At 71.3% G+C, this 21,909-nt stretch carries 20 protein-coding genes and 1 tRNA gene; 12 read left to right on the top strand and 9 right to left on the bottom strand.

Annotated elements, in window-relative coordinates:
• Nucleotides 1–18 precede the first annotated feature (18 nt).
• Nucleotides 19–942, top strand: a complete 924-nt coding sequence (locus AB0M56_RS02635) for a serine/threonine dehydratase (protein ID WP_364170220.1) — start codon at nucleotides 19–21, stop codon at nucleotides 940–942.
• Here the strand turns inward: AB0M56_RS02635 and AB0M56_RS02630 are convergent.
• The 3 genes from AB0M56_RS02630 to AB0M56_RS02620 all read right to left on the bottom strand — a co-directional run bounded on the left by AB0M56_RS02630 (nucleotide 929) and on the right by AB0M56_RS02620 (nucleotide 5,159).
• On the bottom strand, nucleotides 929–2,842 hold the full coding sequence (locus AB0M56_RS02630) for a glycosyltransferase family 39 protein (protein ID WP_364170219.1): 1,914 nt from the start codon (nucleotides 2,840–2,842) through the stop codon (nucleotides 929–931). The two genes, AB0M56_RS02635 and AB0M56_RS02630, sit on opposite strands and share 14 nt — an antisense overlap.
• A gap of 66 nt (nucleotides 2,843–2,908) precedes the next feature.
• A complete protein-coding gene (locus AB0M56_RS02625) occupies nucleotides 2,909–4,432 on the bottom strand; it encodes a HAMP domain-containing sensor histidine kinase (protein WP_364170216.1) in 1,524 nt (507 codons plus the stop codon).
• Nucleotides 4,410–5,159 carry a response regulator transcription factor gene (locus AB0M56_RS02620; RefSeq protein ID WP_285971785.1) on the bottom strand — a complete coding sequence of 250 codons (750 nt, stop codon included), beginning with the start codon at nucleotides 5,157–5,159 and terminating at the stop codon, nucleotides 4,410–4,412. Before AB0M56_RS02620 ends, AB0M56_RS02625 begins: the two co-directional genes overlap by 23 nt.
• Before the next feature lie 176 nt (nucleotides 5,160–5,335).
• On the opposite strand from AB0M56_RS02620, the gene AB0M56_RS02615 reads away from it, so the two are divergent.
• From AB0M56_RS02615 to AB0M56_RS02600, 4 genes are all read left to right on the top strand, one after another.
• Entirely contained in the window at nucleotides 5,336–6,007 is a 672-nt protein-coding gene (locus tag AB0M56_RS02615; protein WP_364170213.1) for a hypothetical protein, read from the top strand.
• A gap of 937 nt (nucleotides 6,008–6,944) precedes the next feature.
• Nucleotides 6,945–8,096, top strand: a complete 1,152-nt coding sequence (locus AB0M56_RS02610; RefSeq protein ID WP_364170210.1) for a histidine kinase — start codon at nucleotides 6,945–6,947, stop codon at nucleotides 8,094–8,096.
• A 39-nt stretch (nucleotides 8,097–8,135) separates the two neighbouring features.
• On the top strand, nucleotides 8,136–8,798 hold the full coding sequence (locus AB0M56_RS02605) for a response regulator transcription factor (protein WP_220244944.1): 663 nt from the start codon (nucleotides 8,136–8,138) through the stop codon (nucleotides 8,796–8,798).
• A 9-nt stretch (nucleotides 8,799–8,807) separates the two neighbouring features.
• Complete coding sequence (locus tag AB0M56_RS02600) at nucleotides 8,808–9,002, top strand: hypothetical protein (RefSeq protein ID WP_364170207.1); 195 nt, start codon at nucleotides 8,808–8,810, stop codon at nucleotides 9,000–9,002.
• A 1-nt stretch (nucleotide 9,003) separates the two neighbouring features.
• On the opposite strand, the gene AB0M56_RS02595 is transcribed toward AB0M56_RS02600, so the two are convergent.
• A complete protein-coding gene (locus AB0M56_RS02595) occupies nucleotides 9,004–9,453 on the bottom strand; it encodes a nitroreductase family deazaflavin-dependent oxidoreductase (RefSeq protein ID WP_364170206.1) in 450 nt (149 codons plus the stop codon).
• Nucleotides 9,454–9,579: 126 nt separating this feature from the next.
• Here AB0M56_RS02595 and AB0M56_RS02590 point away from each other — a divergent pair, with 126 nt between their 5' ends.
• Complete coding sequence (locus AB0M56_RS02590; protein ID WP_364170203.1) at nucleotides 9,580–10,257, top strand: TetR/AcrR family transcriptional regulator; 678 nt, start codon at nucleotides 9,580–9,582, stop codon at nucleotides 10,255–10,257.
• 100 nt (nucleotides 10,258–10,357) lie between these two features.
• Nucleotides 10,358–11,878 (top strand): 3-hydroxyacyl-CoA dehydrogenase, encoded by a 1,521-nt coding sequence (locus tag AB0M56_RS02585; protein WP_364170200.1) that lies wholly within the window; start codon nucleotides 10,358–10,360, stop codon nucleotides 11,876–11,878.
• 55 nt (nucleotides 11,879–11,933) lie between these two features.
• Here AB0M56_RS02585 and AB0M56_RS02580 read toward each other — a convergent pair whose 3' ends face one another.
• The 3 genes from AB0M56_RS02580 to AB0M56_RS02570 all read right to left on the bottom strand — a co-directional run bounded on the left by AB0M56_RS02580 (nucleotide 11,934) and on the right by AB0M56_RS02570 (nucleotide 16,409).
• Nucleotides 11,934–12,380, bottom strand: a complete 447-nt coding sequence (locus AB0M56_RS02580) for a cupin domain-containing protein (RefSeq protein WP_364170198.1) — start codon at nucleotides 12,378–12,380, stop codon at nucleotides 11,934–11,936.
• A gap of 156 nt (nucleotides 12,381–12,536) precedes the next feature.
• Entirely contained in the window at nucleotides 12,537–15,521 is a 2,985-nt protein-coding gene (locus AB0M56_RS02575) for a PQQ-dependent sugar dehydrogenase (protein WP_364170195.1), read from the bottom strand.
• 216 nt (nucleotides 15,522–15,737) lie between these two features.
• Entirely contained in the window at nucleotides 15,738–16,409 is a 672-nt protein-coding gene (locus AB0M56_RS02570) for a L,D-transpeptidase (RefSeq protein ID WP_364170192.1), read from the bottom strand.
• A gap of 213 nt (nucleotides 16,410–16,622) precedes the next feature.
• Between AB0M56_RS02570 and AB0M56_RS02565 the strand changes: the two genes are divergently transcribed.
• Nucleotides 16,623–17,129, top strand: coding sequence for a hypothetical protein (locus AB0M56_RS02565; RefSeq protein ID WP_364170189.1), 507 nt, complete (start codon nucleotides 16,623–16,625; stop codon nucleotides 17,127–17,129).
• A gap of 50 nt (nucleotides 17,130–17,179) precedes the next feature.
• Here AB0M56_RS02565 and AB0M56_RS02560 read toward each other — a convergent pair whose 3' ends face one another.
• Together AB0M56_RS02560 and AB0M56_RS02555 are read right to left on the bottom strand one after the other, a co-directional pair.
• Nucleotides 17,180–18,064 carry a serine/threonine-protein kinase gene (locus AB0M56_RS02560; protein WP_364170186.1) on the bottom strand — a complete coding sequence of 295 codons (885 nt, stop codon included), beginning with the start codon at nucleotides 18,062–18,064 and terminating at the stop codon, nucleotides 17,180–17,182.
• A 9-nt stretch (nucleotides 18,065–18,073) separates the two neighbouring features.
• Complete coding sequence (locus AB0M56_RS02555) at nucleotides 18,074–19,825, bottom strand: N-6 DNA methylase (RefSeq protein ID WP_364170183.1); 1,752 nt, start codon at nucleotides 19,823–19,825, stop codon at nucleotides 18,074–18,076.
• A 77-nt stretch (nucleotides 19,826–19,902) separates the two neighbouring features.
• Between AB0M56_RS02555 and AB0M56_RS02550 the strand changes: the two genes are divergently transcribed.
• The 4 genes from AB0M56_RS02550 to AB0M56_RS02535 all read left to right on the top strand — a co-directional run bounded on the left by AB0M56_RS02550 (nucleotide 19,903) and on the right by AB0M56_RS02535 (nucleotide 21,895).
• The gene (locus AB0M56_RS02550) at nucleotides 19,903–20,652 is read left to right on the top strand and encodes a protein phosphatase 2C domain-containing protein (RefSeq protein WP_364170181.1); all 750 of its coding nucleotides are present in this window, start codon (nucleotides 19,903–19,905) and stop codon (nucleotides 20,650–20,652) included.
• A gap of 57 nt (nucleotides 20,653–20,709) precedes the next feature.
• Nucleotides 20,710–20,794, top strand: a tRNA-Ser gene (locus tag AB0M56_RS02545).
• Nucleotides 20,795–21,381: 587 nt separating this feature from the next.
• The gene (locus AB0M56_RS02540; RefSeq protein WP_220244957.1) at nucleotides 21,382–21,642 is read left to right on the top strand and encodes a hypothetical protein; all 261 of its coding nucleotides are present in this window, start codon (nucleotides 21,382–21,384) and stop codon (nucleotides 21,640–21,642) included.
• 4 nt (nucleotides 21,643–21,646) lie between these two features.
• Nucleotides 21,647–21,895 (top strand): hypothetical protein, encoded by a 249-nt coding sequence (locus AB0M56_RS02535; protein ID WP_220244958.1) that lies wholly within the window; start codon nucleotides 21,647–21,649, stop codon nucleotides 21,893–21,895.
• Nucleotides 21,896–21,909 lie beyond the last annotated feature (14 nt).

Genomic DNA, 21,909 nt, shown 5'->3' with positions numbered 1-21,909 from the left:
GCGTGTCCCAGGACGAAGATGGACGGTATGAGCACACCACCGCGTACGCCGACGCCCGCCGACGTGGCCGCAGCCGCGAATCGCATCCGGCCACACGTTCGGAGGACGCCTCAGCTACGGACCGAAATCGACGGTCGGCCCGTGGTGTTCAAGCTGGAGCACCTGCAGCGCAGTGGTTCGTTCAAGCTGCGCGGCGCCGTCAACGCGCTGCTCGCCGGACCGGCCCCGCGCCGCGTCGTCACGGCCTCGGGCGGCAACCACGGCCTCGGCGTCGCGACGGCCGCGCAGGCGCTGGGCCTGCCCGTGGTCGTGTACGTGCCGGAGTCCGTGCCGGCCGCGAAGGCCGCGGGGATCGAGGCCGCGGGCGCGAAACTGATCCGCCACGGCGCGACGTACGCGGAGGCGGCGGCCGCAGCGCTGGCGGTCGGCGACGAACCCGGCACACGCTACCTTTCGGCCTACGACGACCCCGACGTGGTCGCCGGCCAGGGCACGGTCACGGCCGAGATCGTCGCCGACGACCCGGACGTCGACGCCGTGGTGGTCGCGGTCGGTGGTGGCGGGCTCGCCGCGGGCACGGCGCTGGCCGCGAACCGCCGGCAGGTGTTCGCCGTCGAGCCGGAGCACTGCCAGGCGCTGCACGCCGCGCTCGAGGCCGGTCAGCCGGTGGACGTCACGCTCGACTCCGTGGCCGCCTCGGCGCTCGGTGCGACCCGAGTGGGCGAAGTGCCCTTTCGGATCCTGAACGCTCCGAACGTCACGTCCGTGCTGGTCAGCGATGCCGAGCTGCTCGCCGCTCGCGACCGGCTGTGGGCCGAGTTCCGCCTGGCCGTGGAGCCGGCCGCGGCGGTCCCGCTCGCGGCGTGGCTTGCCGGTCGCGTGCCCGCCGCGCGGCCCTGCTTCGTCCTCTGTGGAGCGAACACGAGCGTTACTTTCGCGTGAGGTCGTAGACGGTCGTGCCGCCGACGGTCGTGGCGGGGAAGTTCTGCTCGACCCACGTGGTGATCTGCCCGGCCGTGCCGCGGTTGCCGCCGAAGCCACCGAAACCGCCGCGTCCGCTGCCGCCCACGAAGTAGTGCACCTCGCCGGCGCCGACGTACTGCTGGAACTGCGCGAGCGTCGGCGCCGGGTCGCTGCCGCTGAAGCCGCCGATGGCCATCACGGGCCTGCCGCTGCTGAGCGCGAGCCCGGCCGACTGCATGGCGCCGGTCTGGGCGGCGGCCCACTTCGTGGTGGTCGCCTGGAGGAGCCGATCGAGTTCCACTGTGGACGTCGTGGCCCCGCCGAACCCACCTCGGAACCCACCGCCGCGCTGGCTCGCCGGCCCCGACGACGGCTGGCCGCCGGTGTGCGCGGTGGCAGCCGTCGCGAAGGTGAACGATGCCGTGCCGAGCAGCGCCGCCACGAGCCCGAGCACGGCGACGACCGGGGCGGCGCGACGGAACGAGTCGGCGCCGAAGAGCACGGCCGCCGTGCCGAGCGCGCCCAGCACGAGCACGGTGTAGCGCAGCCACGGCTGCCAGTCGGGCGTACGGGCGAGCAGGATGAACGCCCACACGGCGGTGGTCGCGAGCATCAGCGCGAGCACCGCACGCGGGGCGAAGTGCGCACGGCCGCGCCACAGCTCGCGGGCCGCGATGCCGATCGTCGCGGCGATGCCGGGCGCGAGCGCCACCGTGTAGTACGGGTGGATGATCCCGCTCATGTAGCTGAAGACCACGACGGAGACGACCGTCCAGCCGCCCCACAGCAGCAGCGCGGCGCGCGTGCGGTCGGTGCGCGGGGCGCGGCGGGTGAACCACAGGCCGGCGACGAGCCCGATCAACGCGGCGGGCAGCAGCCACGACGCCTCGCCGCCGAACTGCTCGGTGAACAACCGCGTCAGGCCCGTGCCTCCGCCGAAGCCGCGGAAGCCGCCACCGCCGCCGGCGCGGTTCGGCAGGTCGAAGCCGGCGGGCAGCTCGGGGCGCGCGCCGCCACCACCCCCGCCTCGACCCTGGCCGAAGATCCGGCCCAGGCCGTTGTAGCCGAAGGCCAGCTCCAGCACGCTGTTGTTCGTCGAACCGCTGATGTAGGGCCGGTCGGCGGCCGGCCACAGCGCGACGGCCAGCACCCACCACCCCGCCGACACGAGCACCGCACCGGCCGCGGCGAGCAGCTGCCACACGCGCCGGCCGAGCGACGTCGGCGCCGCCACCGCGTACGCGAGCACGAACGCCGGCAGCACCAGGAACGCCTGCAGCATCTTGTCGAGGAACCCGAACCCGATCGCGACGCCCGCGAGCACCAGCCACTTCGTGCTCGCCCGCTCCAGCGCGCGCACCACGCAGTAGCCACCGGCGACCAGGAGCAGCACGAGGAACGCGTCGGGGTTGTCGAAGCGGAACATCAGAGCGGCGACCGGCGTCAACGCGAGCACGGAACCCGCGAGCAACCCGGCGCCCGGGCCGGACAGGCGCCGCACCGCGAGGTAGAGCAGGCCGACGGACGCGACGCCCGCCAGCGCGTCGGGCACCAGCATGCTCCAGCTGGAGAAGCCGAAGATCCGGCCCGAAAGCCCCATGACCCACAGCGAGAACGGCGGTTTGTCAACGGTGACCACATTGCCCGGATCGAGCGAGCCGAAGAACCACGCCTTCCAGCTCTCGGTGCCGGCCTGCACGGCCATGGCGTAGAAGTCGTTGCCCCAGCCCGAAATCGCGACATCGGTGACATACAGCGCAGCGGTCGCGACCAGGAGCACCGCGACCGCCGGCCGCACCCATCTGGGTCGCTGAACGGGCGGTGCCGCGTCCGTCGGGTCCACTGTGGTCGGTCCGGGCGCGGTGAGGGCACTCGTCATACGGCCATGCTCACGACGGGGTTTGTGGCTCGCATGTGCGCTTGCTGTGCACGTCCTGTGAAAAATTCACGACCGAGTGATAGCCGGGTCACGAAACTCTGGGAACATTGCGACAAACTCTGTTCGTCCGGGCTCACTGAACACCGAAACGCGACCGCTGTGCGCGGCCACGACGGCGGCGACGATGGCCAGGCCGAGCCCCGTGCTGCCGGCCGCGCGGGAGCGCGAGTTGTCGCCGCGGGCGAAGCGTTCGAACACCTCCGGCAGGATTTCCGGCGGGATGCCGGGGCCGTCGTCGAGCACCGAGAGCCGCACCCAGCCGTCCTTTGCGGACAGTCCGGTGGTCACGGTGGTGCCGGGCGGGGTGTGGGTGCGGGCGTTGCCCAGGAGGTTGAGCACGACCTGGTGCAGCTGGCCGGCGTCGCCGAGGACGCTGATCGGCTCGCCGGGCGCCTCGAGCCGCCACTTGTGGTCAGGGCCGGCCACGTGGGAGTCGGCGACGGCGTCGGCCACCAGGCGCGAGAGGTCCACCGGCTCGGGCACGACGGGTCGGCCGGAGTCGAGCCGGGCGAGCAGCAGCAGGTCCTCCACCAGCGTCGTCATGCGCGCCGACTCGGACTCGACGCGGTTCATGGCGAACGCGACGTCGGGCGGCACCGGCTCCTTGCTGCGGCGCGTGAGCTCCGCGTAGCCGCGGATGGCGGCCAGCGGCGTGCGCAGCTCGTGGCTCGCGTCGGCGACGAACTGGCGCACGCGGCTTTCGCTGGCCTGGCGGGCTTTCAGCGCGTTGGCGATGTGGCCGAGCATGCGGTTGAGCGCGAAGCCGACCTTGCCGACCTCGGTGCGCGGGTCGGTGTCCACTTCGGGCACCCGCTCCGACAGCGCCACTTCACCGCGGTCGAGTTGCAGCTCCGAGACGCGCGACGCGGTGGCGGCGAGCCGGTCGAGCGGCGCCATGGTGCGCCGGATCGTGACGGCGCCCGCGACGCCGGCCACGATGATGCCGCCGAGCGCGACGCCGCCGAAGATGAACCCCAAGCGCCACAACGTGTCCGTGACGTCCGAGAGCGGCAGGCCGACCACCGAGAAGTCACCCGACGGGGAGAACGACGCGATCACCCGGTACTCGCCGAGGTCGCCGCCGAGGTCGATCGTGCGGCGGTGACCGTCGGGCGGCAGGCCGAGCAGCATCTTCTGCTGCGCGGTGGAGACCGACTGCAGCGGCGGCTTGACCTTCGACGGCGTGGCGGAGCCGAAGTTGAGCACGGCCGCGCGCACAGCGCCGTTGTGGACCTGGACGGCGAGCGTGCCGTCGCCTTGGCCCAGCACGCGCAGCGGGTCGGGTGGCGGTTTGTCGCCGTAGATCCACGGTGGACGGTCGCCGCTGCGGAAGCCGCGGTCGGTCGCCGCGGCGAGGCGTTTGTCCAGCTGGCCGACCAGGAAGTCCTGCAGCGCGAACTCCGTGACCACGCCGACCACCAGGCAGACGAGCGCCAGCAGCGCCGCCAGCTGCACGATCAGCCGGCGCCGCAGCGACCACGGCCGGCGCGCACGGCCCGGGGGCGCGTCAGCCGGCGGGCTTGAGGACATACCCCGCGCCGCGCATCGTGTGGATCATGGGCTCGCGGTCGGCGTCGATCTTCTTGCGCAGGTAGGAGATGTAGAGCTCGACGATGTTGGCCTGGCCGCCGAAGTCGTAACTCCACACGCGGTCGAGGATCTGCGCCTTGCTCAGCACGCGCTTGGGGTTGCGCATGAGGTAGCGCAGCAGCTCGAACTCCGTGGCGGTGAGCGGCACGAGGTCACCGCCGCGGTGGACCTCGCGGCTGTCCTCGTCGAGCGTCAGGTCGCCGACCACGAGCTGTGAGCCGCTGGCGCCCGTGACCCCGTTGGCGCGTCGGAGGAGGGCACGCAGCCGGAGCGCGACCTCTTCGAGGCTGAAGGGTTTGGTGACGTAGTCGTCGCCGCCCGCGGTGAGGCCGGCGATGCGGTCTTCGACGGCGTCCTTGGCGGTGAGGAACAGCACCGGCAGGAACGGCGCCTCGGCGCGCATGCGGCGCAGCACCTCGAGGCCGTCGAAGTCGGGCAGCATCACGTCGAGCACCACCGCGTCGGGCCGGAAGTCGCGCGCCACGCGGACGGCCTCCGTGCCATCGCCCGCGCTGCGCACCTCCCAGCCCTCCATGCGCAGCGCCATGGCGACGAGCTCGGCCAGCGTCGACTCGTCGTCCACCACCAGCACGCGCACCGGGCTGCCGTCGGCGCGGCGCAGCTCGTCCTTGCCCCGGCCGGGCGACGTCGCGTTCATACTGCTCATGGTGCCATCCTCGGGCCCGGTGTTCAGGCCGAGCTGTGCGGTGACTGTGCGTTTCCTGTGCGCGTGTTCAGCCGTTCGTGGCCCCCTTGCACAGCCTCAACCCACTCCGGACACAGCTCCCGCACAGCGGCGGCCGCGACTCTCGGTCGGACAGTCAAGACCCGGAGGAAAACACCATGACGACGGATCCAGCACAGGGCGCCACCTGGGGCGCACCTGGCGGCGAGCCACCGGCGGCCCCGAAGAAGTCGTGGTCGGGCCGCAAAACGGCGATCGCCGCGGGCGTCGCGGTGGTCATCGCCGTGGGCGGCGGCCTCGCGATCTGGGCGGGCACGAGCTCCAATGACGCTTCGGCACAGCAGGGCCCTGGCGGCTTCGGCGGCCCCGGTGGTCAGGGCGGCCCGGGCGGTTTCGCCGGCCGCGGCGGCCCGGGCGGCTTCGGGGGCTTCGGGGGCGCTGCCGCCCTGCGCGACGCCCTCCACGGCGACTTCGTCGTCACCGACCCCGCCGGCGGCTACACCACCGAACGCCTCCAGACCGGCGCCATCACCGAGATCAGCGCGACGTCCGTCACCCTGACCAGCAAGGACGGCTACAAACAGACCTACGTCCTCGACTCGTCCACCCAGAAATCCGCCACGACCCCCAAAACCGGCGACAACGTCACCGTCATCGCCAAGGTCAACGGCACCACCGCCACCGCCACCTCCCTGCAATCCGCCGCCGCCGCCACCCAACGCAGCGGCCAACCGGGCGGCACCGGACAGGGCCGCCGCCGCTACGGCAACTGCCCCGGCTCCCCAGACGCCGGCGCCGGCGTCACCTCCCCGACCGCCATCGGGAGGTGACGCCGGCGCCGGCGTTTTCGGTACGACCGGTCCACTCGCACAGCAAACTCGGCGCGACTGGTCCCGGCCGAGGTGCCCGACCGGTCCACTCGCAACACGGACTCCCGCACGAACGGTCCACTCGCCCCACAGAACTGACCCGACGGGTCCACTCGCGCGGCTGACTTGGCCCCGATGGTCCCCTCCCCGCCGACCGGACGCGACCGGTCCACTCGCGCTCTCCAGCACGACCGGTCACTCGCACCAAGGGCCTGATCCCGCTGGTCCCTTCACCCCGCCGACCATGCACGACCGGTCCACCCGCGCCTCCGCCCTGCCTGACCTGTCCGGTCCACTCACCACGAACCCGGCGCGACCGGTCCCTTCGCGCGGCAGGTCCGGCACGACGGGTCCCGTGGCGCGGTAATCCCGGCATGATCAGTCCTCTCCGCACCATCGAGCCGGCGCGACCGGTTCACTGGCGCGGCGGCCCGGCGTGGAAAGCCCACTGGCGCCGCGGAACCGGCCTGACCGGTCCACTCGCGCCCTAAGACGGCACGATTGGTCCACTCGCGTAGCAAACTCGGCGCGACTGGCCCCACCGGCCGAGGCGCCCGACCGGTCCACTCGCGCGGCCAGCCCGGCCCGACCGCTCGACTCGGGCAGCCAACCCGCTCCACCGGCCCACTGGGGCAGCCAACCCCGCTCCACCGGTCCACTCACGCAGCCAGCCCGGCCCCACCGGCCCACTCACGCAGCCAACCCGGCCCCACCGGTCCACTCGCAGCAGCCAACCCAGGCACGACTGGTCCCACCACTCAACCAACCCGACCCCACCAGTCCCCTCGCGAAGCCAACCCCGAGACACCAACCCCGCACAACCAACCCCACACCTCCAAACACGCACCCCCTCCCCAAACCACACCAAAACCCCGCCACCGATGCGTAAGTTGGCCGAGTGCGCGACATCAACGGGTCACTGGCGCGGCAATCACTGCTGGTAGCCCTCGTCTGCCTGGTCTGCGACGTCTCCCTCTTCACCCTCCGCGGCCCCCTTCCCGAAGCCGGCTGGCGGGGCTGGGTGGTCCTCGCCGGCGCGGTCATCGTGGACGGAGCGCTGGCCGGAGCGGCCAGGTACTCCGGTTGGGTAGCAGCCGGTCACGCCGCACTTTTCGTCGCCGCCCCGCTGCTCCTCTGCACCTGCACCGGATTCGTAGTCGGCAACAACGCGGGCATCCTCGTCGCCGGGTATCGGGCCGGGGCGTGGTTGCGGGTGGGGCCGGCGGTGGTGGCGCTGGCGGCGACGCTGGCGGGCGTCGGCGCGGGAGAGCTGCTCGGCGGTGGCCGGGGTTCGAACCCGGCGCTCATCGCGATCAGCATGGCCGTCTCGGCGGTGCTGCCGTGGCTCGTCGGGCGGTACACGACGGCCCGCGGCGCGTACATCGCCGACCTGGAGCGCGAAGCCGAAGAGCGCCGGAGGCACGAAGCCGAAGCCATTCACCGGGCCGTTCTCGAAGAGCGCGAGACCATCGCCCGCGATCTGCACGACGTGATCTCCCACCACGTCAGCGCGATCGGCGTGCACGCCGGCGCGGCGAGGCTCGGGCTGCCCGAGGGAAACAGCCCGGTCCGGACCTCGCTCGGAGCCGTCGAGTCCGCGAGCCGCTCCGCGATGGCCGACCTGCGCCGCCTGCTGGATCTGCTGCACGCGCGCGGCGACGAAGCCGCGCAGCCCGGGCTGGACAACCTCGACGAGCTGCTCGACACCGTCCGCGCAACGGGTCTGCCCGTGCGCCTCACAGTGCACGGCGACGTCCGCGAAGTCCCCGGCTCACTCGACGTCGCCCTCTACCGCATCGCGCAGGAAGCGCTCACGAACGCGTTGCGCCACGGCACCGGGCCCGTCGAGCTGGAGCTGGACCACCGGCGCACGGAGATCGTCCTGACCGTCACCAACGAAACCGGCCGGCCCGCAACACCACGCGACGGCGCCCACCGCGGCCTCGCCGGCATCCGCCAGCGCGTGACGCTCTTCGGCGGCGAGGTCACCTACGGACAAAAAGACAACACTTGGCAGGTCAAGGCCGGCTTCCCACTGGAGGTGGCATGAGCACACAATCGCGCCGGCCCGCAAGACACAGGAGGTCGCATGATCCGCGTGCTGCTCGCCGACGACCACGCCATGTTCCGCTCCGGCATGCGCGCCCTCCTCGACACGCAGCCCGACTTCGAGTGCGTCGGCGAAGCGGCCGACGGGCGTGAAGCTGTGGCGGAAACCCAGCGCCTCAAGCCGGACGTCGCGGTCCTCGACGTCCGCATGCCCCGCCTCGACGGCCTCGCCGCCACCGAAGCCATCCTCGCCACCCCCGGCAACGACACCCGCGTGCTGGTCCTGACCACGTACGACGCCGACGAGTACGTCTACCGCGCCCTGCGCGCCGGCGCCAGCGGCTTCCTGCTCAAGAGCCTGGCCCCCGAGGAGCTCGTGGCCGCCATGCGCGTCGCGGCGAGGGGTGACGCGTTGATCGACCCGTCCGTCACGCGCCGGCTCGTGGCCGGTTTCGCCGCCAGCCTCGAGCCCCGCGCCGCCGAGCCGCCGGAGCTGGCGCGGCTCACGTCCCGTGAACGCGAGGTGCTCCTTCTCATCGCCGACGCGCGCAGCAACGCGGAGATCGCACGCCAGCTTCACGTCGGCGAGGAGACTGTGAAGACGCACGTCTCGCGCGTGCTCGCGAAGCTCGGTCTGCGCGACCGCGTGCACGCCGTCGTCTACGCCTACCGCAACGACCTGGTCGCGAAAGAGGCCACCTAGGAGGAACCTGTGAAACGCTGGATCACGCTGGCCATCGGCGCGGTGCTGGTGCTGGTGGGGGCCGTCTGGGTCCTGCAGGGCGCCGGCGTCATCACCGGCAGTTTCATGACCGGTCAGAAGCTGTGGTTCCTGATCGGGCTGGTCGCGATCCTCGTCGGGGTCGTGGTCGTGGCCGCCACAGCTCGGCGGACCACGAAGAAGTAGTTCAGGCGGGCATCAGCTCGAAGATGGGGTAGCCCGGCGCGATCTCGCGCAGCTTCTCCTCCGGCGCCTTGGCGTCCACCCCGTCGAAGAACACGCCGACCTCGAACTTCCAGCGCTTGAGGTACGCGCGCAGCAGCACGGGCTTCTCGTCATCGGTCAGCTCGCGGTAGGTGAAACCCTCCACACGCTTGCCGACGCGCAGCTGCCCCTTGCCGGCCACGCGCAGGTTGCGCACCCACTGCGTCTCGCCGCGCGGCGCGACCAGGTAGCGGCCGCCCTCGAACGGCAGCAGGTTCACCGGCACCTCGCGGATCTCGCCGGTCTTGCGGCCGCGGACCATCAGCACACGGCTGCCCACCACGCTCACACCCCGCTTGGTCAGCCACTGCACGAAGTTGTTGAACGAGTTGGTGGCCTTGGCGGGCTTGATGTAGCGCTTCTCGGTGTTCATCTCAGGACCTCCAGTTCTTCGAGAGCACTGCTCTCTGTTGAGATCAGTGAACACCACGCCGCGCTCAGCGTCAAGAGCAGTGCTCTCCATCTTGTGCAACGCTCTCGAAGTGGCACACTGGTCCCCATGACCGCCACCAGGACCGCCCGCGAACGCGCCCGCGCCGAGCTGACTCGGGAGATCAAGGACGAAGCCCGCCGCCAGCTGGCCGAGGTCGGCGCGCACGGGTTGTCGCTGCGCGCGGTCGCGCGTGAGCTGGGCATGGTGTCCTCGGCGCTGTATCGCTACTTCCCCAGCCGCGACCGGCTGCTCACCGAGCTGATCATCGACGCCTACGACGCCGTCGGCGAGGCCGCGGAGAAAGCCGACCCGGGCACCGGCGGCCCGCGCGAGCGCTGGCGCGCCGTCTGGCAGGCCACCCGCGCGTGGGCCAAGGCGCACCCGCACGAGTACGCGCTGATCTACGGTTCGCCGATTCCCGGCTACCAGGCGCCGCAGGACACGATCGTGCCCGCCGCGCGCGTGGCGCAGGCGATGGCGAAGGTGCTGCTCGAGGCCGACCCGCACGAGCCGGCCGTCACGGCGCCGATGTCCGCCGAGCTGCGCGGGCAGGCCGAGGGTCTGGCCCGGGACCTGGGCGCGAACGCGCCACCCGAGGTCGTGACGCGGCTGATCGGCGCGTGGACACAGCTGTTCGGCGCGATCAGCTTCGAGCTGTTCGGGCAGTACGTGGGCAGCGTCGACCCGTCCGACGCCTACTTCGAGCACCTCACCGGACAGATGGCCGACTTCGTGGGGCTGTGAGGCCCGGGGAAGCTGTGAACTAGCCCTCCCAGAACGGTTCATCGACGGCGGAGAGACGGTACGTTCGCCCGTAACGACTTCGCGGGGAAGGTGGTTCGACGTGGCGGGATGGGCCGAGCGGGTCAGCAGGGTCCGGGTGGTCGGGACCGGCGTGATGGGGCGCGGCATCGCCCAGCTCGCCGCGACCGGCGGGGTCACGGTCGAGCTGGCCGACCTCGACCTCGACGCGGTGCGCTCGGCGCTGGACTACGTCCACGGCATGCTCGACAAGCTGGTCACCAAGGGCCGCCTCTCCGAGGCCGAGGGGCGCGCCGCCAAGCAGCGCCTGGTGATGGTGGACGCGCCGTCCGCGCCGGCCGGGAACGTGGACCTCGTGATCGAGGCCGTGCGCGAGGACCTCGAGGCCAAGCGTGTGCTGTTCGGCAAGCTCGAGCAGGTCTGCCGGCCTGACACGGTGTTCGCCACCAACACGAGCTCCCTGTCGGTCACGGAGATCGCGGCGGGCCTGAGCGACCCGACGCGCGTGATCGGCTTGCACTTCTTCAACCCCGTGCCGCTGATGCGGCTGGTCGAGGTCGTCCCCGGCGTCCGCACGGTCGAGTGGCTGCCCGAAGAGGCACTGAAACTGGTGCGCCGCTGGGGCCACGAACCCGTGCTCGCGAAGGACGCGCCGGGCTTTCTGGTCAACCACGCCGGACGCGGCCTGAACACCGAGGCCCTGCAGATCCTGTCCGAGTCGGTCGCCGAGCCGGCGGACGTCGACCGCATCGCGCGCGACGTGCTGGGGCTCAAGCTCGGGCCGTTCGAGCTGCTCGACCTGACCGGCCTCGACGTCTCCCACGCCGTGCTCGAAAGCATCTGGAGCGGCTTCCACTCCGAGCCGCGGCTGCGCCCGTCGTGGCTGACGCGCCCGCGCGTGGCGGCGGGGCTGTTCGGGCGCAAGAACGGCGAGGGGTTCTACCGCTACGTCGACGGCAAGCAGGAGGTCACGCCCGAACCGGCTGCGCCGCCGGCCCCGGACAAGCCCGTGTTCACCGCCGAGGAACGCCTCGGCCGCCTGCTCACCGCCGCCGGCGTGCAGGTCGTCGCCGACGCGTACCCCGACGCCGTGCTGCTGGTGGCCTTGCGCGGCGAGTCCACTTTGGACGCCGCCGCCCGAGCCGGCCTGCCCGCATCGCGCGTCTGCGGCGTGGACGCCTTGAGCGGCTACCAAGGCCGCCTCACCCTGTCCGTCCACCCGGGACTCGACCCCGCCGCGGGCCGCGCCGCCTGGGGCGCTTTGGCCGCCACGGGCCAACCGGTGACCATCGTCCAGGACGGCCCCGCACCCGTCGCGCAACGCTTGCTGGCTTCGATCGTCAACACGGCGTGCTACATCGCTGCCCAGAACCTCGCCGACCCGGCCGACATCGACACCGCCGTCCGCCTCGGCCTCGGTTACCCGCGCGGCCCCCTGGAATGGGGCGACCTCGTCGGTCCGGACAAGGTGCTACGCGTCCTCGCGGGCCTGTACCAGTCCACAGGGGACCCGCGCTACCGACCGAGCAGCTGGCTGACCGAACGCGTCGCGCTCGGCCTGCCGCTCACCTCGAAGGGCACGCGGCCCGCCGACCTGCTCTGAGCCGCGGGAACCGGGGGTGCCGCCCCGACCGCGGCACCCCCGGTTCCGGTGCGGGTCAGTCGAAGCTGCAGCCCGGGTTCGGCGCGTCATCCGAGAGCGGCGCGGCGTGGGGCAGGACGTAGAGGACTTCGAGCACCATCGGCGTGGTGCCTTCGTTGCGTCCTTCGTGGACGTGGTCGGCGCCGGCGGGTTCCATGATGCTGTCGCCCTTGTTGTAAACCCCGTCGACGGAACAGTCGGACTTGTAGTGGGTCAGCGTCCCGGAGAGGACCTTGCCGTACAGGTTGCCTTCGTGGCTGTGCCAGCCGGTAGTGCCGGGGCTGGTGGGGCTACCGGGGGCGATCGTGATCTTGCGGAGCACGTAGTCGGTGTTGCCGACCGTCCACTGTGCGACGACGGTCGCGCTGACACCCCGGGCCGGGGTGGCGGACGCGACGGCGGGCGCGAACAACGCGGTGAGGGCGGCAACGCCGGCGACGGCGGCCAGGGCGAACTTGCGCATGGAAGACCTCTCTGGTGATCTTCCGCGAAGGTACCTCACGAACCCTTGTCTGAAAGTTCCTTACTTCCCGGCTTTGCGGGCAATTCCCACCCTTCGGAACGCCACAATGGACAGATCACCCACGCCGCCGCTCCCGGCGTGGGTGACCTCCACCACTCACCAGTGCCGGTCCACCGGGCCGCCAGCCGGCGTCCACACGATGTACCCGCCCTCGAAATCGCTGCGGTAGCCGGTGCCGTAGCGGTACTCGTCCGACGTCGGCAGTCCCAGGTACGACTTCTCCCACCCGAGCGCGGCCCAGCGCTTGCGGATCTCGCCCTTCACGTTGTGCGCGCCCGTCGCCGGGCTCCAGTAGATCGACGCGTTGCCGGTGAAGTGGTTGTAGCGCGCGGCCCCGTTGGGCGTCGCGGTTTCGTCCGTGGTCGGGTAGCCGAAGCCGCGTTCCCAGCCGTACGCGGCCCACTTCTGCTTGATCGCGCCACCGATCTCGTGCGCCCCCGTCGACGGCGTCCAGTAGATCGAGGCGCCACCGGTGAAGTGGTTGTACCGGCCGACGCCGTCCGGGGTCACCGATTCGTCCGTGGTCGGATAACCGAGGACGCGTTCCCAGCCGTACGCGGCCCACTTCTGCTTGATCGCCCCGTTGATCCAGTGCGCGCCCGTGGCCACGGTGTAGTAGATCGAGCCGCCGCCGCTGAAGTGGTTGTAGCGGCCCACTCCGTCGGGCGTGCCGGCCTCGTCGTTGATCGGGTAGCCCATGCTCTTTTCCCAGCCCAGCGCCGCCCACTTCGCGCGGATCAGGCCTTGGATCGAGTGCGCGCCCGTCGACGGCGTCCAGTAGATCGACGCCGCCTGCGTGCCCGGCGTGCCCTGCAGGTGGTTGAAATGGCCGACACCGTCGGGAGTCGGCGTCTCGTCGGTCACCGGCGGCCCGTAAGCCTGGTGGCCGCCGATCGCGAGGTACTCGGCGAGGATCTGACCACCGATCTCGCGCACGCCGGTGGCCGCAGTCCAGTACAGGCGGGCGTTGGCGTACGGGCGGTAGTGCACCGGGCCGTCGACCACCTCAGGACCGGTCGCCGCGCCGACGAGCGTGCGCAGCGCGGGTTCCGCGGCGTAACGCTGGTCGATCGCGGTGGCGTAGTTCGCGGTCAGCGTCGTGTCGCCCGCGCCGACGGTGATCGACCACGAAGCGGTGGCCGGCCCGTCCTGCCAGCCGGTGAACTTCGACGCTCCGTCGCTGCCCAGCGGCGCCGCCGTCACGTCGAAGGTCGCGCCCTCGGTGACCATCGCGCTGCTCACCCCACCCTCGCTGGGGATGCTGAGCGCGGCCGGCTGCGTGCTCACGAGGGTGAGCCGGTGCTGGCGCGGCATGGCGACGTAGGTCTTGCTCGCCTTCACACCGGCGCTGTCGGTGACCGTCGCGGTGAACTCCATGCGCGAGTCGGTGTGGTCGGTGAACGGCACGGAGAGCGACGGCCCGGTGGCACCGTCGTCGGGGTGCACGTGGCACACGCCGAGGTCGGGACAGTGCCGGATCAGCGACGTCCACGTGACGGGCAGGGTGCCGTCCTCTTCGTCGGTGGCCGTGGCGGTCAGCGAAAGCGGCTCCCCGACGGCGAACGTCTTGTCCGGAGTGGACAGTTCCAGGTCCGGCGAATGGTTGCCCGGCGCGACCGCGACCGTCGTGGGCCCCTTGGCACCCAAGGGGTCCTGGGCGGTGAGCGTGGCCGTGAACGACGCTCCCGCGCCGTACTGGTGGCTCGCCGCGACACCCGTCGCCGTGGTGCCGTCGCCGAAGTTCCAGGTGTAGGTGAGCGCGTCGCCATCGAAGTCGTAGGAACCACTGGCGTCGAAGGAAACCGTGCGAGTGTCGGGATCGGTCGACGACGTCGCCACCGCGACCGGCGCCGCGTTGTTCGTCGAGTAGCTCAGGCGGCGCAGGCGGCTGCCGTTGAGGTCGGCGAACACGATGTCGCCGTTGGGTGCCGCGGAGATTCGCGTGACGCCGCCGATGTTCGCGAACGGCGGCGGGTTCGCCGGCGCCTGCGTGAGGGCGCCCTGCGCGTTGTACTTGAGCGTCCACAGCTTCTGGCCCGCGTAGTCACCGAAGAAGTACGCGCCCTGGTACGCGGCCGGGTAGGTCGTTCCATTGTAGACAACACCGCCGGTGACGCTGTTGCCGTTCGCCGGCCCCGTGCCGTGCTGGTGTTCCCACAGCGGCGGCGTGTTCACGACGTGGGCGCAGCGGGCGTCGGTGCTGTAGCCGGGCGTCGGGTGGTTGCCCTCCCAGCACGGCCACGCGAGGTTCGCGCCGGGCTGCACCACGTCGATCTCTTCCCACAGGAACCAGCCGACGTCGCCCACCACAGGCAGTCCGCTCTTCGGATCGAGCGTGAAGCGGAACGGGTTGCGGAAGCCACTCGCGAACACCTTGCTGCGCGTGGAATCCGGGGCCGAAGCCGTGTAGTACGGGTTGCTCGGCACACCCTTGCCGTCCGGAGTGAGGTGCAGGATCTTGCCGGACGGCGAGTCGAGGTCCAGCGCCGCGAAAGCGACCTCGTTGGTCTTGCCCGCGTCGCCGTTGTCGCCCACGGAGTACCAGAGCGTGCCGTCGGGCGCGGGGATCACGGTGTCGAGGCCGTGGATGTAGTACTGGCTGCCGGGCAGCTCGAAGATCACCTTCTCGCCGGTGAGCCCGGTGGGGTGGCCCGAACCGTCGAGGGTCACGGTGAAGCGCGCGGCGCGCAGCAGGTACTGGCCGCCGCCCGTGCTCACGGCCCGGTTGAGGTAGATCTGGTGCGAGGCCGCGTAGTCCGGGGCGAGCGCGACGCTCGTGAGCCCCATGTCGCCCTGTGTCTCGACCGGGAAGTTCGCGATCCGCACGGGGGCGCCCGAGCCGTCTGCCGGGACCCAGTTGACGGCACCGCTCTTGCCCAGCGCCAGCACGCTGTCGTCGGGCAGCCACGCGAAGTCGGTGAAGTCGTAGGGCGAGAGCCCGGTGGGCGTGTCCCGCAGCACGAAGCCGGCGGGCAACGTCGGCGCGACGTCGTCGGCCACCGCTACGGACGCCGTGATCGGGACCAGCGCCACGGCCAGCGCGGTGGCCGTCAGCAGCGAGCGGAGCTTGTTCCAGGCCATTCGGTGCCCCTTCGTGAGTGATCGGTTATCGCTCACGAAGAGGACGTCGTTACCACATCCGGGTGAATCGCGTTAAGCACCCGCACCGGACCACGAATGTCACCCGGACTGCGAACGCTGTGAAGATTCGAACACCTGAGCCCGCCCCAAATGGTAAACAAAAGAAGTGGGGGCGCCGGTTCGACCGGCGCCCCCACTTCGCGTTTCACCCACCCGTCAGGGCACGACCTGCACGACGTCGCCGACGTGGAGGGTGTTGAAGAACTTGAGCGACGACGTCGCCGAGAGGTGCACGCAGCCGTGGGAGTACGTCTTCAGGCTGCCGGTGTGGAAGGCGTCGCCGGGGTAGAAGAAGACCGAGTTCGGCATGGGCGCGTTGTCGAACTCGCGGCTGTAGTGCATCTTCTCCTTCGACAGCACGCGGAACGAGCCCGTCGGCGTCGCGTAGCCCTTGCGGCCCGGCAGCATCGAGACGGGGCCGTAGATCACCTTGCCATCCCGCAGCAGCCACGCCTTGTGCGCCGAGATGTCCACGCACGCGGCCGTGCCCGACGCGGCGGCGGCCTTGGCGCACGGCACGTTGGCCGTGGTCGTCGCCGGCTTCGGCTTGGTCGTGGCGGGCTTCGGTTTGGTGCTGGTCGGCTTGGTGCTCGTCGGCTTGGGCTTCGACGTGCTCGTGGCCGGCGAGCTGGTGGTGGCCGGGGCGCTGCTCGTGGTCGCGGGCGCGCTGCTCGACGCGGCCACCGAGGTCGTCGGCGCGCCGCCGCCGGCACCGGCCTCCACCGCGCCGCCGCCGGTCACGTTGGCGGGCGACGCACCGCCGCCGGAACACGCGGCGAGCACGAACGCGCCGGCCACGGCCGCGATCCCCACCAGAAGCCTCTTCACGATCCGGTACCCCCAGGGTCGAACTCGTCAGTCGAGCTTGTCACGGGGATAGACGACCGTCCCCCGGTGGTGGTTGCGGCCCCAAGGTCACGATTTCGGCGCGGCTCCACCCCCGGGTGGACGCGAGGATCCACCCGGGACCCGCCCGTGAGCCGACGAAACGGCAGGTCGGAAGGACGAATCTGGGTGTCACCACCGACCAAGGAGCCCCCGATGAACCCGCTGACCATCCTCGCCTACCTCGCCATCGCGGCCCTCGTCCTCTACCGCGTGGTCTACAAGCAGCTGCGCGGCACGCTGCTGAGCCGGAAGTCGCTGGTCACGATCCCGCTCGTGCTCACCGCCATCGGGGTGTTCACCACGGCCCAGGCGCTGCCGAAGGCGAGCACCGGCGAACTCGTGCTGCTCGGCGCGGACATCGCGGTGCTGGTCGTGCTTGGCCTCGCCCGCAGCGCCAGCACGACGCTCACGGCGCGCGGCACCACGACGTTCCAGAAGGGCTCGGCGCGGACCCTCGTGCTGTGGCTCGCGACCATCGGCGCCCGCGTCGGCTTCGGCTTCCTCGGCGGCTACCTGGGCTTCGGCAGCGGTCTCACCTCGGCGTCGATCCTGCTGACGCTGGGCCTGAGCATCGGCGTCCAGAACGCGCTGACCTACTACCGCATCCAGCAGCGCGGCCTGCCGCTGGCCGAGCAGAGCCGGTCGACGGTGCGGGCCTGACGCGTTCGCCGCGAAATCCTCCCGACCGCACGCGGGCCGGGAGGTTTTCGTCATCCTCGGACTTGCGCCACCACGCGCGCGTACATCCGCGCGGGACTCGGCACCGTGTGCAGGAAACCCGGCAACGGCGGCAGATCACGGACGAACGGGCCCAGGCGCGTGTACAACGCGTCGGCGCCGGACGGGCGGTCCGCCGGGTCCTTCGCGAGGGTCGCCGCGAGCAGGGCGTTGAGCGCGGCGGGGATCCCCGGCACGGTGGCGGGCGCGTCCTTCACCTGCTTCTCGAACACGGCGTACGCGGTGGGCCCGGTGAAGAGTTGTCGACCGGTGAGCATCTCGTGCAACGCGCAGCCCAGCGCGTACAGGTCGCTCCGCGGCTCCGCGAGGCCGCGCTGGATCTGCTCCGGCGCCATGTACGACGGCGTACCCAGCAGCTGACCGGCGCGCGTGAAGCGGGCGACGTCGGCTTCGCGCAGCACAGCGAGGCCGAAGTCCATCACCTTCACGCTGCCATCGGGGCACAGCATGAGGTTGGCGGGCTTGAGGTCGCGGTGGCAGACGGACCGGGCGTGGGCCGCCGCCAGCACGGCAGCCGTCTGCGCCGCGATCGCCGCGGCCCACGGCACCGGAAGCGGGCCGTGCTCGGCGAGGAGGTCGGCGACCGTGACGCCATCGACGAACTGCATGACCTGGAACAACCGGTCGTCGTGGGTGCCGAAGTCGTACAGCGTGGGGACGCCGGCGTGGTCGAGCGTCGCGAGGATGCGGGCTTCGCGGGCGAAGCGTTCTTCGAGCTCTTCGTCGCGGCCGGGCAGGCGCAGCAGCTTGATGGCGACGCGCCGGTCGAGCCGCCGGTCGTGCCCGCGGTGCACCGCGCCCATCCCGCCGCGGCCCAGCGGCAGCTCGTCGACCTCGTAGCGATCGGCGATGAGCATGGGTTCCCTTCAGGCGCCGGGCCGCAGCCGTCCTTCGGCGAGCGCCGCAAAGCCTAGCCGGACCAGGTCACGGCCGATTTCCGCCGTCTCCCGCAGCGCCCGGTCGAACTCGGCGAGGGCGCGGAAAGCGGCTCCGTACGAGCGTTGCTCGGCGAGCGGGTAGCGCGGCACTTTGAGGCGCCTCGCGTCGATGCGGGTCGATGCACTGTGCACGGGGAAATCGGCCGCTCGCAGGCAGCCGGCGAGGAACTCGGCGTCGAGGCGGGCGGGATCCACGCGGTAGAGCGAAAGCGCGGGGCCGAGCCGCACGGGCGGTCCACTGTGGACTTTGACGGCGCCGGTGACGGACGCGATCACGTCGCCTTCGTGCGCGATCACGGCCGCGTCGTCGGGGGCGGCGTAGCCGGTGGGGGCGCGGCCGGCCAGGACGTCGTCGGGGGTCAGGACGGGTTCGTCGCCGTCGCCGGTCCGCGCGGGTGCGTGGTGGATCTCCAGCGCGCCGGCCTTCACCAGCTCGCCGACGGTGGTGTGCGGCGGTTCCTCGCCCGTCGGCTGCAGTGGCGGGAGGTCGAGGCCGACGCGGCCGAAAAGCCGTTGTGCGGCAAGGAAAGCCTCGCCGAGGTCTTCGCGGGCGGTGCGGCGCTGGGCGGGAGCGAGGTCGACGTCGTCGTCGAGAAGGTCGATGATGCGTTCGCCGGTGCCGTTGTCGAGGTGGTCGCGCCACAGGGCTTCGGCATCGTCGACGGTCGTCTCGGCGATCAGCGCGGTGGCGGGCGCGCGGCTGCCGGGCTCGGGTCTCGTCAGGAGCCAGAGGTCGGCGCCGGGGGCGAGCGTGAGCACGGCGCGCAGGGCGCCGGCGCGCAGGAGGTTGGCGCGGATGCGTTTGCCGCTGCGCCGGCCGGCGGCGGCGCCGGGCATGAGGATGGCGACGGTGCCGCCGGGTTTCACGCGGGCGAGACAGTGCTGCACCCACGCGAGCTCCGACTCCCCGCGCGGCGGCAGCCCGTATTCCCAGCGCGGGTCGCCGACGAGCTCTTCGTGGCCCCACGCGCGTTCGTTGAACGGCGGGTCGCACAGGACGACGTCGGCCTGCTGGCCAGTGAAAGCGTCCTCACGGAGGGAGTCGCCGGTGTGGACTTCGGTGTCGGCGCCGTGGAGACGCAAGCGCAGGGCGGCGATGCGGGCGGTGGTGGGATCGCTGTCCTGGCCCTGGACAAGGGTGGCCCCGGCGGCCTCGGCGGCGAGGAGCAGGGACCCGAAGCCGCACGCCGGGTCGAGCACAGTGGCCCCCTTCGCACCGGCGAGGCGGACCATCAAGCTCGCGTACGCGGGAGGCGTCGGCGAGACGCGGCGGGCGTGGGCTTCGAAGTAGCGTTCGCAGAGCTGCTCGAACGTCCAGGTCGCGCCGTTCGTCGTGGCCACCTCGGCGAGGAGGGCGAGCAGCTCCGGGTCGTCCGTGGGACGTTCGGTGGCGTGGGCGAGATACTCACCGGCGTCGGCGACGCGGGTGTCCAGCTCGAGGTCGTCGCCGAGGGCGCGCAGCCGTTGCCACGCCAGGTCGATCGGCGCGAGCACCACGGGCCGGCCGCGGCTGGTCAACCAGGCCTGCACCTCGGGCAGCGAGAACAGCGGGCTGGACGCGGTGCCGCCGACCGGGCGCGGGAAGTCGTCGTGGCGCCGCCGCCAGTTGCTCACCGCGGCGCGACGCACCCCCGCGAGCCGGGCGATGTCGGCGGCGCTGACCGTCGCGGTGTCGTCCATGGCCAGCACGATAGCTGATGACTGGAGTTTCCATCGTTTTACTTGTTAACTCAGTCAACCAATGGTTTCATGGTGATATGGTCACCAACCAGACCCGGTTCACCCTGCGCTACGCCGCGGGCTCCGACACCGGGCGACGACGCTCGATCAACGAGGACTCCGTCTACGCCAGCGGACGCCTGCTCGCCGTGGCCGACGGTATCGGTGGTCAGCCCCACGGGGAAGTGGCCAGTGCCACCGCGGTCGGCGTGCTCGCGAGCCTGGACTCCGAGCTGCGCTCACTCGACCTCACCTCGCTCGACCTCCAGAGCACCCTCGCCGACGGCGTCCGGCGCGTCGGCGAGCGCCTCGCCGAGGTCGCCGAGCAGGATCCCGCCACCCACGGCATGGGCACCACGCTCACCACCCTGCTCTTCGACGGCGTGCGCTTCGCCGCCGCCCATATCGGCGACTCCCGCGGCTACCTCCTGCGCGACGGCGAACTGCACCGCATCACGCGCGATCACACCCTCGTCCAGGCCCTCGTCGAAGACGGCCGCATCTCCCAGGCCGACGCCATAGACCACCCACGCCGCTCGCTGCTCATGAAGGCGCTGCAGAGCACCGGCTCGGGCGACCCGGACGTCTGGGAGTTCACCCCCCTCGCCGACGACCGCCTCCTGCTCTGCTCCGACGGCCTCACCGCCGGCGCCGGCGAACCCGCCATCGCCGAGACCCTTGCCGCCGGCACCCCCGGCGAAGCCGTCCCCGCCCTCATCACCCTCGCCAACGACGGCGGCGGCCCCGACAACATCACCATCGTCGTCGCCGACGTCGTCCCCGCCTGATCGCCACCCCCGGCCCACCTGCGGGACCGCACCACCCCATCCGGTACCCTTCTCCACGGAGGATTGGCCGAGCGGCCTAAGGCGCACGCTTGGAAAGCGTGTTGGGTTCACGCCCTCGCAGGTTCGAATCCTGTATCCTCCGCCGCAGTAGCAGGCGAAACGCCGGGCAGCTTTCACGAGCCGTCCGGCGTTTTGTCGTTCGCGGGCTCCGGCCGACGCGCCACTCTTGTTGCCCAGCCTCGATTCCTCACCGCGCGTGATCGGCGCGCGATAAGACCAAGCGGCGCGCCACTTCCGGAAACGCGAATTTCCTTTCATATACCCGTTTTCTCCCGTACGCGTCCGCGTGGAGGCCGTTGCCGAAGCGTTGCTGATCGACACCCGCGCAGGCCGGGGGCTACCCGAGGACCTCCGAAACCCAACCCGGCCGCACCCGCTAGTCTCCTCCGCAGACTCGATCGTAGAAGTTCGGAGAGGTTCATCGGTGTCACGAATACCGGCCTGACCTGGGCGCGGCCACTCGCGCGCGAGCCTCGAAAACCGCAGGTCACCATGGCTGGAACACGGTTCGGGGGTTCCGCTACCAACCGCTGCCCGCGAGGCCCCGGACGTCACCCACGTCCGGGGCCTTGTCGATTCTCCCCCAGTTCCTCACTTACCGAAGACACCTGATCACGCTAAGTTTGTACGTGGTCGTTCCAGCCCCGACGCACCGAGGAGTCCGCCCCCATGCCCGGAGTGGAAGAGATCCGCGCTGGCATCGCGCTCGCGAACGAGAAGGCGTCCGCGAGCATCGCCGCCCTGCAGCAGGCAGCGCAATCTCTCGAAGAAGCCCAGTTGTCGCTTTCCCAGGCGACGCAGGGCAGCAGTCAGCACGAGGTCAACCAGGCCCACGGTCTGCTGGCCGAAGCGCTGAACGGAATCACCGGGATGCAAAGCACCATCCAGGCCAGTATTTCGTCGGCCGACTCCTACTCGGCCCGGTTGTAGCTCCATGTCGGGACTCGCCGAGATCCACCAGTTGCTCACCGCTGCGATGGCGGGCCTCACCGACGGGCGCGCCCACGCCGAGCGGGCCAAGTCCCTGCTCGGGGACGCCCGCAGAGCGCTCGTCGACGCACAAGCGAAGGCCGATCCTTGGCTGCCGACGCAACTGGACCAGGCCGACGAGGGACTCGACCATCTCCTCACCCGCCTAGCCGCCGCCGACGACCTGGTGAGCGGATACCAGTCACGCCTGTAGGGACGAACGGCACA

The sequence above is a fragment of the Amycolatopsis sp. NPDC051372 genome, assembly GCF_040682095.1.
In the GTDB taxonomy this organism is placed as follows: Bacteria; Actinomycetota; Actinomycetes; order Mycobacteriales; family Pseudonocardiaceae; genus Amycolatopsis.
Note: the sequence above shows the minus strand (reverse complement) of the source record. Positions and strands in the feature narration are given on the sequence as shown.

Coding starts and splice junctions, on each gene's coding strand:
- AB0M56_RS02550 (WP_364170181.1), top strand. CDS start 19,903: ATGGTCACCAACCAGACCCGGTTCACCCTGCGCTACGCCGCGGGCTCC.
- AB0M56_RS02615 (WP_364170213.1), top strand. CDS start 5,336: ATGACGACGGATCCAGCACAGGGCGCCACCTGGGGCGCACCTGGCGGC.
- AB0M56_RS02565 (WP_364170189.1), top strand. CDS start 16,623: ATGAACCCGCTGACCATCCTCGCCTACCTCGCCATCGCGGCCCTCGTC.
- AB0M56_RS02605 (WP_220244944.1), top strand. CDS start 8,136: ATGATCCGCGTGCTGCTCGCCGACGACCACGCCATGTTCCGCTCCGGC.
- AB0M56_RS02635 (WP_364170220.1), top strand. CDS start 19: ATGGACGGTATGAGCACACCACCGCGTACGCCGACGCCCGCCGACGTG.
- AB0M56_RS02625 (WP_364170216.1), bottom strand. CDS start 4,432: ATGTCCTCAAGCCCGCCGGCTGACGCGCCCCCGGGCCGTGCGCGCCGG.
- AB0M56_RS02575 (WP_364170195.1), bottom strand. CDS start 15,521: ATGGCCTGGAACAAGCTCCGCTCGCTGCTGACGGCCACCGCGCTGGCC.
- AB0M56_RS02595 (WP_364170206.1), bottom strand. CDS start 9,453: ATGAACACCGAGAAGCGCTACATCAAGCCCGCCAAGGCCACCAACTCG.
- AB0M56_RS02535 (WP_220244958.1), top strand. CDS start 21,647: ATGTCGGGACTCGCCGAGATCCACCAGTTGCTCACCGCTGCGATGGCG.
- AB0M56_RS02540 (WP_220244957.1), top strand. CDS start 21,382: ATGCCCGGAGTGGAAGAGATCCGCGCTGGCATCGCGCTCGCGAACGAG.
- AB0M56_RS02555 (WP_364170183.1), bottom strand. CDS start 19,825: ATGGACGACACCGCGACGGTCAGCGCCGCCGACATCGCCCGGCTCGCG.
- AB0M56_RS02580 (WP_364170198.1), bottom strand. CDS start 12,380: ATGCGCAAGTTCGCCCTGGCCGCCGTCGCCGGCGTTGCCGCCCTCACC.
- AB0M56_RS02590 (WP_364170203.1), top strand. CDS start 9,580: ATGACCGCCACCAGGACCGCCCGCGAACGCGCCCGCGCCGAGCTGACT.
- AB0M56_RS02620 (WP_285971785.1), bottom strand. CDS start 5,159: ATGAGCAGTATGAACGCGACGTCGCCCGGCCGGGGCAAGGACGAGCTG.
- AB0M56_RS02630 (WP_364170219.1), bottom strand. CDS start 2,842: ATGACGAGTGCCCTCACCGCGCCCGGACCGACCACAGTGGACCCGACG.
- AB0M56_RS02560 (WP_364170186.1), bottom strand. CDS start 18,064: ATGCTCATCGCCGATCGCTACGAGGTCGACGAGCTGCCGCTGGGCCGC.